Source organism: Listeria innocua, from assembly GCF_028596125.1.
Taxonomy (GTDB): domain Bacteria; phylum Bacillota; class Bacilli; order Lactobacillales; family Listeriaceae; genus Listeria; species Listeria innocua.
The window spans coordinates 2,738,203-2,752,888 of sequence record NZ_CP117229.1 but is presented as its reverse complement, the minus strand read 5'-3'; the positions used below and the strand labels follow the sequence as shown (position 1 = coordinate 2,752,888).

Here is a 14,686-nt window from a genome sequence, read left to right as displayed (position 1 = left end):
GGTAAATTTTGGAAAATAAGACAAGACTTTGGACGAAGGACTACGTATTTTTATTATTAGGCAGTGTGCTTTTATATATTGGGTTTATGGTGTTTATGCCGACGTTACCAGCTCGAATTATTGAACTTGGCGGAACACAAATGGAAGCTAGTTTAGCGGTAGGGCTATTTTCAATTGTCGCCTTACTTATGCGGGCGATTGCTGGAAGTTGGAACGATAAATTTGGACCTAAAGTATTAATTATTGCAGGTTTTTTGATTTTAATTTTAACGACTGTGAACTTTTATTGGTCGACGGCGGTTGCGGCTTTGCTTATATTACGGCTTTTTCACGGGGCTGGCTGGGGTATCGGCACGACGTCAATTGCGACAGGGGTATCTAAATTAGTACCGCCGAGCAGAACGGGAGAAGGAATTGGCTTTTATGGGCTTACGACTGCGCTTGGAATGTCACTAGCGCCAATTATTGCTATTTTAATCATGAATTATTTTTCTTTTGATGTTTTAGTGACTTTTTCGCTTGTTTTGATGGTATTTATTTTACTTTTAATGACACAAGTGAAGATTCCAAAATCAGAAAAGATCGTCCATCAAAAAATGAAATTGTTCGAGAAAACGGCGCTACTTCCGGCAGGGCTATGCTTGCTAATGGCTATTCCGCTTGGTGGTATTCAGACGTTTATGATGGTATACGGGACAGAAATTGGGATTTCGACAACGTGGGTTTATTTTATTGGGCAAGCAATTATGGTGCTTATTAGTCGTTTGTTTGCCGGGCGCCTTTATGATACAAAAGGACATCGTTTTGTTATTATTCCGGGTGCGCTATCCATGATTATTGGAATATTAATTCTTTCTTTTGCAACCGGAGCGATCAGCTTATTTGTCGCATCACTTTTTTTTGGACTAGGTTACGGGATGGCACAACCGGCACTCCAAGCACTTGCTGTTGACCGAGCTGCGCCACATAACAAAGGAACTGCGAACGGTACTTTTCTTTCAGGAATGGACATTGGGATGGCTGTTGGTAGTTTTGGTTTAAGTATTGTGGCGACTTACTACAATTATGCTATTATGTACCGCACAGCAATTATTGCGCTTGTCATATTTTTTGTGGTTTATTGGTTAACTTTAGGGCGAAAAGTGAAAAATAGCTAACATCTCTTGTGAAGCTGTTTTCAAATTTTATATGTGCGAGAATCGCTTTAAATAGAGGATTCTCGCACTTTTTTAATGTCAGAATGTTTAAACATCACATTTATTTGGAGATTTAGTATAAATTTTCTGAAAAACAGCTCTATTTCTGCTATAATATACAAAAGTACAAAAGGCAGTGTTTACTTTTAAGCGCTGAAAAATCCGAATATTGTGTAGAATATCACAGGTTCGGCTTTTTTATTTCTTAAGAACAGAACTTCGAAAAGCATAAGTGTAACGAGGAAGGCTCATATCCGGCCAGTAGTTATGAATTACTGGTGAAAAATTTTTGTAAGTAATTGGGGAAATTTGATGACAGGAGAGATGTTGAGTGGAACGTGTTTATAATTTTTCGGCAGGTCCGGCAGTTTTACCAGTACCGGTACTTGAAAAGGTTCAAAGGGAGCTACTCTCTTATAATGGTTCAGGAATGTCAGTAATGGAGCTGAGTCATAGGTCAGAATTATTTCAAAACATCATAGACGATGCGGAGAGTTTAATTCGAGAATTGATGGGGATTCCAGAAAATTACAAAGTACTATTTTTGCAAGGTGGCGCGAGTTTGCAGTTTGATATGGTGCCGATGAATCTTGCAAATGGTAAAAAAGCAGTCTATGTAAACACTGGATCTTGGGCGAAGAAAGCAATTTCTGAAGCTAAAAAAATTCAGGGTGTTGAGGTGGAAGTAATTGCCTCATCGGAAGACCGTAATTTCAGCTATATTCCTGAAATTCCTACAGTTTCAACTGATGCTGCTTACTTACATGTAACAACAAATAATACAATCGAAGGAACAGCAATGTTTGATGTGCCAGACTCAGCTGTCCCGGTCGTTGCAGATATGTCCTCTAATATTTTATCAAGCGTTTATGATGTGAAAAAATTCGGTTTGATTTATGCAGGAGCGCAAAAGAACATTGGTCCTGCTGGGTTAACGCTTGTCATCGTGCGTGAAGATTTAATCGGACAAGTAGAGGGACTTCCTTCTATGTTAGATTTTAAAGTACAGGCCGAAAATGGTTCCATGTACAACACACCACCAACTTTTGCTGTTTATGTAGCAAAATTAGTATTCGAATGGATTAAAGAACAAGGTGGCGTTGCTGGAATTGAAGCGTTAAATCGCAAAAAAGCGGCATTATTATATGATTATATTGATCAATCGGATTTCTTTTCTTCACCGGTCGAGCCTTCTGCAAGATCGCTCACGAATATTCCTTTTGTGACGAATTCTGCAGAGTTTGATAAAGCTTTTGTTAAAGAAGCTGAAGCAAATGGTTTTAAAAACTTGAAAGGACATCGCTCCGTGGGCGGTATGCGAGCAAGTCTTTACAATGCATTTCCAATTGAAGGGGTAGAAGCATTAATCGCCTTTATGGAAAAATTTGCCAATGCAAGAAAAGGGGGAGAAGTACGTGTTTAATATCCAAACGTTTAATGCTATCGCTAAAGAAGGCTTAAAGACATTTGATCTTGAGAAATATGTGATCGATGCGAACCAGCCAGCAGACGGGATTTTACTACGGAGTTATAACTTACACGATTTTGACTTTCCAGAAACAGTGAAGGCAGTTGCTAGAGCTGGTGCAGGAGTTAATAATATCCCAGTAGAAAATTGTTCTGAAAAAGGTATTGTTGTATTTAATACGCCTGGCGCGAATGCCAATGCTGTAAAGGAACTGGTTCTTGCAAGTTTATTCGTTTCGGCGCGTCCAATTTTGGAAGGTACGGAATGGGTGAAAGAACTACCGGCCGAAGATGATGTGGAACAAAAAGTTGAAGCTGGGAAGAAAGCTTTCGCGGGAACAGAACTGGCAGGCAAAAAACTAGGAATTATCGGTCTAGGTGCAATTGGGGCGCTAGTGGCAAATGATGCGCTATCGCTTGGGATGGATGTGGTCGGTTATGATCCATTCGTTTCCGTAGACACTGCTTGGAGAATTTCTAAAGAAGTGGAACGCGCGATGACGATTGAGGAAGTTTTGGCAACATGCGATTATTTAACGGTTCATGTGCCATTAACGGATAAAACTCGTGGCATGTTCAATGCAGAAACGTTACAATTAGTGAAGGATAATGCGGTCTTACTAAACTTTTCACGCGGTGAGCTAGTGGATTCAGCCTCTGTGAAAGAAGCTTTAGATGATGGACTTTTACGTTTATATATTACAGATTTTGCGACAAAAGAATTATTAAACCATAAAAAAGTGCATGTATTTCCTCATTTAGGCGCATCAACGGAAGAAGCCGAAACCAACTGTGCTAAAATGGCTGCAAAAGAATTACAATATTACCTTGAAACTGGTAGCATTAAAAACTCTGTTAACTATCCAAATGTGGAAATGCCTTATAACGGGCATCCGCGAATTGGTATTTGCCACAAAAACATTCCGAACATGGTCGGGCAAATCACGACAGAGCTTGGGAAATATTCCCTAAATATTTTAGATATGATCAACCGTAGTAAAAATGAATATGCCTACACATTAATTGATATTGATAAGGAAACGCAAGCTAATTTGGAACAACTGAAAAGTGATTTATTGGCTGTCCAAGGGGTTTTGCGTGTTCGAGTTATTGAACCATTAGGTGTGACAGTTTAAAATTATTACCCGGGAAATAATGAGAGCATGAAACTTTATGGTTATTGCCAGACGGGTTCATGCTCTTTTACTAAAAAGGAGGATAACAATGGTAAATATACGTCCATTTAAAGCATTACGTCCAATTAAAAATCTAGCGGAAAAAGTGGCTTCGTTGCCATATGATGTACTTAATTCGGAAGAGGCGCGCGAACTTGGCGATGCAAATAAGTATTCTTTTTTACATATTGATAAGGCGGAAATTGATTTAGATCCGGCAATCTCCCCTTATGACCCAGCTGTTTATCAAAAAGCGGCTGATAATTTGGAGCAATTTGAGCTGGATGGTTGGCTTGGAAGAGAAGCAAACCCGGCATTTTATATTTATCAACTGACGATGGATGGTCGTCCGCAAACGGGACTGGTTGTTTGTACGTCGATTGATGATTATTTGAACGGCAAGATTAAAAAACATGAGCTGACTCGGGAAGAGAAGGAGTTAGACCGGATTCGCCATGTGGATGTTTGTGATGCGAATACAAGTCCAATTTTCCTTACTTATCGTGGAAAAGAAGCGATTAATACGCTTATTGAGTCTTGGGTGAATGAAAATGAACCTGAATACGACTTTGAGAGCTTCCACGGGGTCACTCATAAGGCTTGGGCAATTACGGACGCTCATATTCTAGAAGACCTGTCAGCGGCGTTCTCGGAAGTCCCAGCACTATATATCGCAGACGGCCACCATAGAACGGAATCTGCTGTAAAAGTTGGTTTGAAACGGCGCGAAGAGTTTCCAGAGGCTGGACCAGAAGCAGAATTTAATTTCTTCTTATCGGTTGTTTTTCCAGAAGAGCAATTAGAAATTCTTGATTATAATCGGGTTGTGAATGTGCCTATTGAAGCAGATTTCCTTAGTAAAGTTGAGGCTAGTTTTGACGTGGAGAAGGTTGGGAAAGAAGCATTTAAACCTGAGAAGCCAAAACAAGTTGGGATGTATTTAGATGGAAATTGGTACAAACTTACGGCGAAAAGCGATGTGATTCCAAGTGATGTTATCGGTCAGCTGGATGTTTCGATATTACAAGCGCAAGTTTTAACGCCGATTTTTGGAATTGAAGATATTCGTCGCGACAACCGCATTGATTTTGTCGGCGGAATACGTGGCTTAGAAGAGCTAACTCGTTTGGTGGATAATGGCAGTCATTCGGTGGCATTTGCGATGTACCCGCCGACAATGGACGATTTACTTGGTGTGGCAGATGCCGCAGAAATCATGCCGCCAAAATCGACTTGGTTTGAACCGAAATTATTAAGTGGGCTGTTTGTCCACGATTTAGAAAGTAAGTAGTTTTAAGATGAAGCGAATTAGTTACTTTTATTCTGCGGAAAATGAGTCTGAGATTAACCTAGAGATATGGAACGTATTTATGAATAAAAGTGAAGCTGAGCGAAAAATCCATTTTGATTATACTGGAATCGTGTTTGATATTCAGCTAGGAGAAGTCGGGAAAGTGGACTTGCCAGAGAGGGTTCAAATGCTAATTGATAAGAATGGGATGGATGCTTTGCCGATTTTAGTTGTAGATGGAGCGATATACAATTATGGGGAGTTTTCTGTGTTTGATGCAGTTGAGGAATTACTTGATGTGGGTGTTTCTATTCAAGTGGAAGAAGATTGAGATTAGAAGCCAGTCGGAATTAGTTTCGGCTGGCTTTTTGCATGAGTAAATTAAAACAAACCAATCAATTTCCGCTATTTATGATAATATAAAAGTGTCCGATTAAGTTAAACGAAGGAGTGAATCGAGTGTCTCATTTAAAAGATTATACGATTGGTATTCAACACATAAAGCAGCTGACGTCGGAAATTTCACTTGGAACTAAATTGGTATTTGCTATTTCTGGACAAATAACAATTAAGATTTCTGAGCAAAAATTTTACTTGCAGGAAGGCGATATTTTAGTCCTTGATCGCAACACTTTTTATACAATTGAAGGAAATGAAGCTAACTTAATTATTGATTTAACGATTTCAGATACATTTTTTGCGCATTATTATGAGGATTATTTTCAGCATTCTTTTAAATTTTTCTCGAAGGAGAGTGACCCTGGGAGAGAGCGGGTTGTGGGGTCGTTGAGGAAGTCGGTGAGTGAGCTATTGATTGCTTCGGCGACGAAGAAACGAGCGAATAAATTAGAAGCGCAATCGGCGTTGTTCCAAATCTTATTATTACTTACGCGTTTCTTGAAAAAAGGGATTCCATCTTCTGCTAGGAAAGAAGTCAATGATAAACGGATTTCGCGCATTATTCGAGAAGTGGAAGAGCGGTTTGATGAAGCCTTGTCGCTTCGTGAGTTTGCGCAAAAAGAGTTTTTAAGTGAGGCGTATTTATCACGTTATTTTAAAAAGACGACGGGGCTTGGATTCTTGCAGTATTTGACGGAAGTTCGATTGAAGCATGCGATTCAAGATTTACTGCATTCGGCGGAAAGTATTACGGAAATCGCGTTAAAAAACGGTTTTTCGAGTCAAAAGCATTTTTCGGAAGTGTTTAAGTTTCATTTTGAGCTAACGCCAAGTGAGTACCGATCCGAACATCATGTGGAAACGAATTTGTTAATAGACAATAAGACATCCGAGCTGGGCGCTAGTATAGAGCAAATTGTGCCATCTCCGGAAATTTTAGTGAATTTGTCGCGGCTTTATCATGATGTGGAGCCGGGTAAGGAATTAAATAAAGCGCCATTTGAGAAAAAGAAAATTGATATTACGGAAAAGGCGGCTCGTTGCCTTAGCGAAAATATGAATATTTTAACCATTGGTGAGCTTAAAGAAGTGCTTAAAGCTAACGTGCAAAAGCAGATTATTACGACACGCGATGAAATTGGGATTAATTATATTGGCATTCGTCATTTGTTTAGAGGTTCGACATTCTTGCCTGAAACGGAAACGGACGAGCTAGTGCCGACATCTTCACCGTACGCTAATGCAGATTTGGCGCTCACGTTTTTAAAACAGCAAAATTTACAGTTGTTCATTCGCATAGAGTATCAAGATATTGTAGGTGAGGAAGCCGCTGTTTTTGAGCGCTTGGATCATTTTTTAAAGCATTGTATGCAAGTTTTTGGGCGGGAATTTGTTTCTAAGTGGCATTTTATGTTTTTTGAACCGAAAAATACATATGCTGATAAAGACGAGCTGAAAAAAATTTATTTGAAAATATATCATATTATAAAATCGCGTTTTCCAGCTATCCAAGTCGGAAATTTTGTCCCGTTTTCACTTTCTAAAAATGAAGTTCCAGAACGGCATACGTGGTTTTTAGATGTGGCTGATGAAATTGATTTTGTGGCCTATAATGCGAATCAAAATGAAGCGGTGGATTTTTCGAAAGAAGATATGAAGTCGTTTATGATTTCCGAAGATTATTGTTTATCTAAAACGCGGAAGTTGAAGGCTTTTTTGAAACATCATCATATTAATAAACCTCTTATGCTGGTGAACTGGAATACGCTCACGGGAAATACGCGGTATACGAATGGTACGTTTTTCCGAGGTGCGTTGGTTTTAAAAACAATGCTAGATTTGGCGCCAGAAGTGGATGCGTTAGGGTTTTGGATTAATACAGAACTGCATGAAGGTGATGACAGCCAGTTAAATATTAGTTTAGATGGGATTGAAATGTTCCACTTTTTTGACGGAAAAAGACCGGCGTTTTATGCGGTGAAGTTTTTGAGGAGGCTTAAGGGTGTTGTTGTTGCTGAGGGTGCGGATTTTATTATGACGAAGCATACAGACGGATACCAACTTATTCTGATGAACTGTGCGAATATTAACCCGAGATATTCTGTGGAAGAGAGATTTACTAAGGAAGAGCAGAAAGAAATGCATATTCGAATAACGGGGCTTCAAGCTGGGGAATACCAAGTGTGTAAATGGCAATTCGACCGCGATAATGGGGCACTTTATTCGAAGTATTGGCAGCTTAATAGTAAGTATGGACTGGATAAAGAGATTTTGGATTATATTGTTGATGCCTCTCAGCCGACACTTACGGTGAGCGATGAGACGATTACAGAAGATTGGTCGTTTTATGCGTATTTGGATATTAATGCGATTCACTTTTATGAGTTTAGAAGTACGATTTAAAAAGTTCAACTCTTGCAGTTGAGCTTTTTTTATGCCCTGAACACCGAATTTTTGACATTGGTTGACGCGGTTTAGAAAAGAAGAAAATTTCAAGCTAAAACTAAGCAAAAAAGCAAACTTCTTTTAGTTTGTTTTTTTTTATAATAAAGGTGTAGTTAAAAATACGGATGTTCTGGCCAGCAGATGTATTAAAAATGGAGGTTTGGATAATGAAAGAGAAGTTATTTCAAAAACTAGACGAAAAACGAGATCGAATGATAGAAATTCGTCGTTACTTACACGAACACCCTGAACTTTCTTTTCAAGAGGAGAATACGGCGAAGTATATTGCGGATTTTTATAAAGAAATGGACTGCGATGTGCGGACGCATGTTGGCGGGAATGGCGTTGTAGTAACGATTGATACAGGCAAGCCGGGCAAGACACTTGCAATTCGCGCTGATTTTGATGCACTTCCTATCCAAGAAGAAACTGGCTTAGCTTTTGCATCTAAAAATCCTGGTGTAATGCACGCTTGTGGTCACGACGGTCATACTGCTTATATGCTTATTTTAGGCGAAACACTTATTGAAATGAAAGAAGAATTAACAGGAAAACTTGTTATTTTACATCAGCATGCGGAAGAAACTCCTCCTGGTGGCGCGATTCAAATGATTCAAGACGGGGCGCTGGATGGTGTGGATAATGTGCTTGGAATTCATGTGATGTCTACGATGAAAACAGGCGAAGTTTTCTACCGTGAGGGTGCGATTCAAACTGGTCGTTCTTATTTTAAACTTAAGGTACAAGGTCAAGGTGGACACGGCTCATCTCCGCATTTAGCGAATGATGCTATTGTTGCGGCAAGTGAATTTGTAGTAGCTGTGCAAACTGTTATTAGTCGCCGTTTAAACCCATTTGATGTTGGCTCGATTACGATTGGTTCTTTTGACGGAAAAGGTAGTTTTAATGTTATAAAGGATGCGGTTGAGCTTGAAGGCGATGTGCGCTCGATGTCTGAAGAGGCACGCAACATTATTCAAAAAGAAATTACCCGTATCGTTAGCGGCATAGAAGCAATGTTTGGCGTTACTTGTGAACTTGATTACAAAAATGATTATCCGGTTTTAAATAATGACGAAGCTTTGACTGATTTCGTTGTTAAATCTATTAAAGGGGCGAAAATCCCTGAAATCACGGATGTTGTGCGTTGTGAACCGCAACCACCTTCAGAAGACTTTGCTTATTATGCAAAAGAACGCCCAAGCTCATTTTTCTATGTGGGAGCAATGCCGGCAGATGGTCATTTTTATCCGCATCATCATCCAAAATTCGACATCAATGAAGATTCATTATTAATTGCATCAAAAGCAATGGGAGCATGTGTTGTAGATTACTTAAAAGGAGAGAATAACTAATGACTTCAACAGCGTATAAAGGTACAAATAAACTAATCGTTGGGATTGTTTTTGGGGTTATCACGTTTTGGCTTTTTGCTCAATCAATGGTGAATATCGTTCCGGCCGTGCAATCTGACCTTGGAATTTCCTCTGATTTACTTAGTATTGCCATCAGCTTAACCGCGCTATTTTCAGGTATTTTTATTGTTGTAGCAGGTGGTATGGCTGACAAATTTGGTCGCGTGAAATTAACTTATATCGGACTTATTCTTAGTATCATCGGTTCACTGCTACTCGTTGTCACTCAAGGGTCGACGCTACTTATTATCGGCCGGATTATTCAAGGTCTTTCAGCTGCTTGTATTATGCCAGCAACTCTTGCCTTAATGAAAACTTATTTTGAAGGGGCAGATAGACAAAGAGCACTTAGTTACTGGTCAATTGGCTCATGGGGCGGATCAGGTATTTGTTCGTTCGCAGGTGGCGCAATCGCAACATACATGGGCTGGCGCTGGATTTTCATTATTTCCATCGTATTCGCACTACTTGGAATGCTACTAATTAAAGGTACTCCAGAAAGTAAAGTCGTTCAAAATACAAAAGCAAAATTTGATTCATTTGGTCTTGTTCTTTTTGTTATCGCAATGGTTTGCTTAAACCTTATCATCACTCGTGGGGCTACATTTGGTTGGACAAGCCCAATTACTATCGCGATGCTCGTTGTTTTCCTTGTTTCTGCGGGATTATTTTTCCGAGTGGAACTACGACAAGCAAATGGATTTATTGATTTCTCGTTATTTAAAAATAAAGCTTATACAGGCGCGACACTTTCCAACTTCTTGTTAAATGCAGCTGCTGGAACGCTGGTTGTTGCAAATACTTATGTGCAAATTGGTCGCGGTTTTACAGCATTCCAATCCGGTTTACTTTCTATCGGTTACCTTGTCTGTGTGCTTGGAATGATTCGGATAGGTGAAAAAATTCTTCAACGTGTTGGCGCGCGTAAACCAATGATTTTAGGTTCTGGGATTACGGCGGTTGGTATTGCTTTAATGGCGCTCACTTTTATTCCAGGAACATTGTATACGGTGCTTGTGTTTGTTGGATTTGCTTTATTTGGTATCGGACTTGGTATGTATGCAACTCCTTCAACAGATACAGCTATCTCTAATGCTCCAGAGGATAAAGTCGGAGTAGCTTCTGGTATTTACAAAATGGCAAGTTCGCTAGGTGGCTCATTCGGTGTGGCAATTTCCGCTACGATTTATGGTGTAATTGCACTTTCTGGAAATATTGATTTAGCCGCAATGGTGGGGCTTTTAACTAACGTCGGTTTTTGTGTTGTTTCACTTATTTCCGTCGCTGTAACAACACCGTCAGCGAAAAAAGCGCTCGAATTAAAAGCCGCAAAAGAATAGGAGGTTGGATTTATCATGCGTACCAAGTTAATGAATATGCTTCAGGAACGAAAAGATGAAATCACTCAGATTAGACGTCATTTGCACGAACATCCTGAATTATCGTTCCATGAAGCAGAAACCGCAAAATTCATCCAAGATTTTTACAAAGGAAAAGACGTAGAAGTTGCAACTGAAGTGGGAAATGGCCATGCGGTTGTTGTAACGATTAAAGGCGGAAAACCGGGAAAAACAATTGCGTTACGTGCCGATTTTGATGCTCTTCCCATCGAAGAACAAACTGATTTACCATTTAAATCTAAAAACCCTGGCGTAATGCATGCATGTGGTCATGATGGGCATACTGCTTATTTACTTGTTTTGGCAGATTGTTTAATTCAACTAAAAGAAAATATCCCGGGAACGATAAAAATTGTTCATCAACATGCTGAAGAAACACCACCCGGCGGAGCGAAAAGCGTTGTTGAATCTGGTATTTTAGATGATGTGGATCAAATTTTTGGTATTCACGTATTTCCATTTGGTGAAAGCGGACAAGTTTATTACCATAGTGGCTACGCGATGGCTGGTCGCACTTATTTTAAACTTAAAATTCAAGGCGTTGGCGGGCATGGTTCGTCTCCACATATGGCAAATGATGCGATTGTCGCGGGTGCTTATTTTGTGACAGCCATTCAAACAGTAGTGAGCCGCCGTTTGAACCCATTTGATACTGGCGTTATAACGATTGGTTCTTTTGACGGTAAAGGTAGTTTTAACGTTATTAAGGATGCGGTTGAGTTAGAAGGCGATGTGCGTTATATGAACACGGAAAATCGTGATAAAATAGACGCAGAAATTCACCGTATTGTTTCTGGTATTGAGGCGATGTTTGGCGTGAGCGTGGAACTCACTTATACGAACGATTACCCGCCGCTATACAATGATCCAGCAGTGACAGAACAAGTTGTCGCTAGTTTGCAAAAAGGTCTAGGAGAGTACTTAACAGACATCTCCATGTATGATATGCTTTCAGGGTCAGAAGATTTTGCATATTATCTACAAAAAATCCCGGGTGTCTTTTTCTATATTGGTGCGAAACCGAAAAACACCCCGCACGCTTATTTTAATCATCATCCGAAATTTGATATTGATGAAGATGCGTTGTTAGTTGCTGCTAAATCAGTTGCCGACGTCGTTTTAGATTATTTTAAATTGAATGGATAATAGCTTTGAAAAGAGCATAGTCAGAAAATGAATCTGGGTATGCTCTTTTTTTAGTAGTGGGACTATAGAAGAGTGGAGTGAGGTCAAATGAATCAGGTAAAAGGAGAAAAGCATTCGTTAATGGTATTACTTGTTCTATTTATAGGCTATACCAGTGTATACGTGGATAAATATACTATCGGAATTTCACTTGTGACTGTTTCTCAGGATTTAGGATTTGATCCAAGTCAAAAGGGGTTGATTTTAAGTGCCTTCTTTCTTGGTTACACGCTTTTTCAAATTCCAATGGGGTATTTAAATAATCGGATTGGTGCACGTCCTGTTCTTGCTATATCGATAATTATCGTTGGGCTGTTTCTTATTATTTTTGGTTTTGGTTATTCCTTGCTGTTTTTGGTTGTGATTCGTTTCTTGTCTGGAGCGTTCGGGCATGCGGGTTATCCGCCATCTGTTAGCAACTATATTTCTCTTCATATTCCATTAAACAAGCGAGGTTTTGCGCAGTCAGCAATGCTCGCTTCCTCTGGTTTTGCGGCATTTATTGGTCCGCTTTTGATTGCGCAACTATTGCTATCAGTTGGCTGGCGTAATACTTATTATTGGATTGGTATTGTGGTGATTTTCATTGGATTATTAATTTTATTAGTAGTTCCAAAAGCGCCAAAAATAGATAAAAGTACGCAAAAAGAAAAAATTAAAGTACCTTTCTCAGAGCTTTTAAAGGATAAACAGCTGTGGATTCTTTTATTATCGGCACTCTTTATAAATGCAGCGAACTACGGTTTAACAAGTTGGCTTGCTTCTTATTTGAATGAGGCGAGGGGAATTTCTATTAGCGAAGTGAGCTATATTAGTTCTTTAGCCGGACTTTGTATTTTAATTGCGGGTGTTATTGGTGGCTATTTTATTAGTCGTTTCTTCAAAGGGAAAGAGCCAATCGTCATTTTTACATTTAGTGTGCTCGGAGCGTTTACGGTTTACGGGGTGTATTTGTTTGATCAGTTGATGCTTTCGATTATTTGTTTATGTTTATGTAATATTTTTCTAATTATGGCCTTTACGACTTTAATGGGATTGCCGCATAAATTATTTAAACAGAGCCATATTGCGACAAAATACGCTGCTATTAACTCGGGCGGAGTTTTAGGTGGCTTTTTCGCACCGATGATTATTGGGGATTTAGTAAATGCGACGAACTCTTATCAATCAGCTTTTCTCTTCTTGGCGCTCACTTTCTTAGTATCAGGAATTATTGTTCTAGCGATAAAAAAAACGTTCGGTAATCAGTGAATAAAAAATGGGAGGAAGACCAGATAGACTAGGTTTTCCTCCCATTTTTATTAAGCTAATCCGCCATTGGTGAAAATTGTTTGGCCATTTACCCAGCGTGCCGGTCCAGCTAAAAAAGCTACTGTTTCAGCAATATCATCAGGTTGTCCTAGACGTTCTAACGGGGTTGCTTTTGCTAAGTTTTCAATTGTTTCATCATCTTTTCCGGTTAAAAATAGCGGGGTTGCGGTTGGTCCGGGTGCGACGGTGTTAACGGTAATATCTTTCCCACGAAGCTCGCGCGCTAAAATTAAAGTGAGCGACTCGACTGCGGCTTTACTAGCAACGTAAGCCCCATATGCCAGAAAACTGGTGCGCGTTACCGAAGTGGAGAAATTAATAATCGCGCCACCTTTTCGAACGCTTAGGGCAGCTTGTTTGGAAACGACGAAAGTTCCTCGCACATTGGTACGTTGAATCTGATCGAAATCTTCCATATCTAAAGTAGCAATGGGACTTAATTTCATAATACCTGCCGTATTTATTACAACATCTACGCCACCAAAATGGGCTGTAATTAAATCAAATGCGTCAATCATTTGCGCTTCGTCAGCCACGTCACCACCAACGCTAATCGCTTCACCACCAGCTTTTACTATTTCCTCGACAAGTGTTTCGGCTTTTACTTTGTTACCTGAATAATGGACAGCAACCGCAAAGTTTTGCTCGACTAACTTTTCGGCAATGGCTTTCCCAATACCGCCAGATCCCCCTAAAATAAATGCGACACGTTTATTAGTCATAATCTATTCTCTCCTTCATTAGTTACTTTTTTCATGTTAAGTAACTTTATAGTTGGAAGTATACTCCTTTTGGTTACTTTGTCAAGGATTTGTAACTTTTTAATTTTCCTGTATAATTAGAAACAAAGAATGAGTGGAATCGAGGTATTACAATGGCGAGATTATCCCAAGAAATTATTTTAGATATGGCTGAACAAATTATTTATGAAAAAGGGATGGAAAAAACGACACTTTATGATATTGCGGGAAATTTGAACGTCACGCATGCGGCGCTTTATAAGCATTATCGAAACAAGGAAGATTTATTTCAAAAGCTGGCGTTACGGTGGCTAGAGGAGACCTCGCGGGAGATTTTTGCTTGGACGAAAGAGAAAGATGCTTCCCCGGACGATGCGCTCCATGACTGGTTATGGCTCTTAGCTGACACCAAGAAAACCCTGTATAAAACCGACCGGAAAATGTTTTTACTTTACACCGATTATATTGAACAAAAGGAAGAATTAGTGAAAAATCATATCGAACATCTCGCGCAAAAAGCAGAGGAAGTTAGCGGCCGGGTGAACCAAGGTGACGCGATTATTACGGCATTTATTTATTTTCACAACCCTTATTTTGCGAGCCGCTGGGAAAAAGCGGGATACGTGGAATTATTCGAGCGTGTTTGGCAGGTTGTGAGATAG

The 14,686-nt window shown here is 39.6% G+C and carries 12 protein-coding genes; 11 read left to right on the top strand and 1 reads right to left on the bottom strand.

What is annotated here, in order from left to right; all coding sequences use genetic code 11:
- Positions 1–8: 8 nt before the first annotated feature.
- The 10 genes from PQQ29_RS14290 to PQQ29_RS14245 all read left to right on the top strand — a co-directional run bounded on the left by PQQ29_RS14290 (position 9) and on the right by PQQ29_RS14245 (position 13,224).
- Complete coding sequence (locus PQQ29_RS14290; protein WP_033533749.1) at positions 9–1,157, top strand: lmo2826 family MFS transporter; 1,149 nt, start codon at positions 9–11, stop codon at positions 1,155–1,157.
- A gap of 370 nt (positions 1,158–1,527) precedes the next feature.
- Positions 1,528–2,619 carry a 3-phosphoserine/phosphohydroxythreonine transaminase gene (serC, locus tag PQQ29_RS14285; protein ID WP_003772746.1) on the top strand — a complete coding sequence of 364 codons (1,092 nt, stop codon included), beginning with the start codon at positions 1,528–1,530 and terminating at the stop codon, positions 2,617–2,619.
- Complete coding sequence (locus tag PQQ29_RS14280; protein ID WP_003764490.1) at positions 2,612–3,799, top strand: phosphoglycerate dehydrogenase; 1,188 nt, start codon at positions 2,612–2,614, stop codon at positions 3,797–3,799. The genes serC and PQQ29_RS14280 overlap by 8 nt, the downstream gene beginning before the upstream one ends.
- An 88-nt stretch (positions 3,800–3,887) precedes the next feature.
- Positions 3,888–5,129, top strand: a complete 1,242-nt coding sequence (locus tag PQQ29_RS14275; protein WP_185513052.1) for a DUF1015 domain-containing protein — start codon at positions 3,888–3,890, stop codon at positions 5,127–5,129.
- 7 nt (positions 5,130–5,136) lie between these two features.
- Positions 5,137–5,460 carry an arsenic metallochaperone ArsD family protein gene (locus PQQ29_RS14270; protein ID WP_187983805.1) on the top strand — a complete coding sequence of 108 codons (324 nt, stop codon included), beginning with the start codon at positions 5,137–5,139 and terminating at the stop codon, positions 5,458–5,460.
- A gap of 128 nt (positions 5,461–5,588) precedes the next feature.
- On the top strand, positions 5,589–7,931 hold the full coding sequence (locus PQQ29_RS14265; RefSeq protein WP_185505045.1) for a helix-turn-helix domain-containing protein: 2,343 nt from the start codon (positions 5,589–5,591) through the stop codon (positions 7,929–7,931).
- 194 nt (positions 7,932–8,125) lie between these two features.
- Positions 8,126–9,328: a M20 family metallopeptidase gene (locus PQQ29_RS14260; RefSeq protein WP_033533808.1), complete on the top strand. Its 1,203-nt coding sequence runs from the start codon at positions 8,126–8,128 to the stop codon at positions 9,326–9,328.
- Positions 9,328–10,728 carry an MFS transporter gene (locus PQQ29_RS14255; protein WP_185325190.1) on the top strand — a complete coding sequence of 467 codons (1,401 nt, stop codon included), beginning with the start codon at positions 9,328–9,330 and terminating at the stop codon, positions 10,726–10,728. The genes PQQ29_RS14260 and PQQ29_RS14255 overlap by 1 nt, the downstream gene beginning before the upstream one ends.
- A 15-nt stretch (positions 10,729–10,743) precedes the next feature.
- Positions 10,744–11,934, top strand: a complete 1,191-nt coding sequence (locus tag PQQ29_RS14250; RefSeq protein ID WP_010991472.1) for a M20 family metallopeptidase — start codon at positions 10,744–10,746, stop codon at positions 11,932–11,934.
- 87 nt (positions 11,935–12,021) lie between these two features.
- Positions 12,022–13,224: an MFS transporter gene (locus PQQ29_RS14245; RefSeq protein WP_187983806.1), complete on the top strand. Its 1,203-nt coding sequence runs from the start codon at positions 12,022–12,024 to the stop codon at positions 13,222–13,224.
- A gap of 50 nt (positions 13,225–13,274) precedes the next feature.
- Here the strand turns inward: PQQ29_RS14245 and PQQ29_RS14240 are convergent, their stop codons facing one another.
- Entirely contained in the window at positions 13,275–14,006 is a 732-nt protein-coding gene (locus tag PQQ29_RS14240) for an SDR family oxidoreductase (RefSeq protein ID WP_010991471.1), read from the bottom strand.
- A 152-nt stretch (positions 14,007–14,158) separates the two neighbouring features.
- On the opposite strand from PQQ29_RS14240, the gene PQQ29_RS14235 reads away from it, so the two are divergent.
- Positions 14,159–14,686: a TetR/AcrR family transcriptional regulator gene (locus PQQ29_RS14235; protein ID WP_010991470.1), complete on the top strand. Its 528-nt coding sequence runs from the start codon at positions 14,159–14,161 to the stop codon at positions 14,684–14,686.

Coding starts and splice junctions, on each gene's coding strand:
- PQQ29_RS14250 (WP_010991472.1), top strand. CDS start 10,744: ATGCGTACCAAGTTAATGAATATGCTTCAGGAACGAAAAGATGAAATC.
- PQQ29_RS14260 (WP_033533808.1), top strand. CDS start 8,126: ATGGAGGTTTGGATAATGAAAGAGAAGTTATTTCAAAAACTAGACGAA.
- PQQ29_RS14255 (WP_185325190.1), top strand. CDS start 9,328: ATGACTTCAACAGCGTATAAAGGTACAAATAAACTAATCGTTGGGATT.
- PQQ29_RS14240 (WP_010991471.1), bottom strand. CDS start 14,006: ATGACTAATAAACGTGTCGCATTTATTTTAGGGGGATCTGGCGGTATT.
- PQQ29_RS14275 (WP_185513052.1), top strand. CDS start 3,888: ATGGTAAATATACGTCCATTTAAAGCATTACGTCCAATTAAAAATCTA.
- PQQ29_RS14235 (WP_010991470.1), top strand. CDS start 14,159: ATGGCGAGATTATCCCAAGAAATTATTTTAGATATGGCTGAACAAATT.
- PQQ29_RS14245 (WP_187983806.1), top strand. CDS start 12,022: ATGAATCAGGTAAAAGGAGAAAAGCATTCGTTAATGGTATTACTTGTT.
- PQQ29_RS14270 (WP_187983805.1), top strand. CDS start 5,137: ATGAAGCGAATTAGTTACTTTTATTCTGCGGAAAATGAGTCTGAGATT.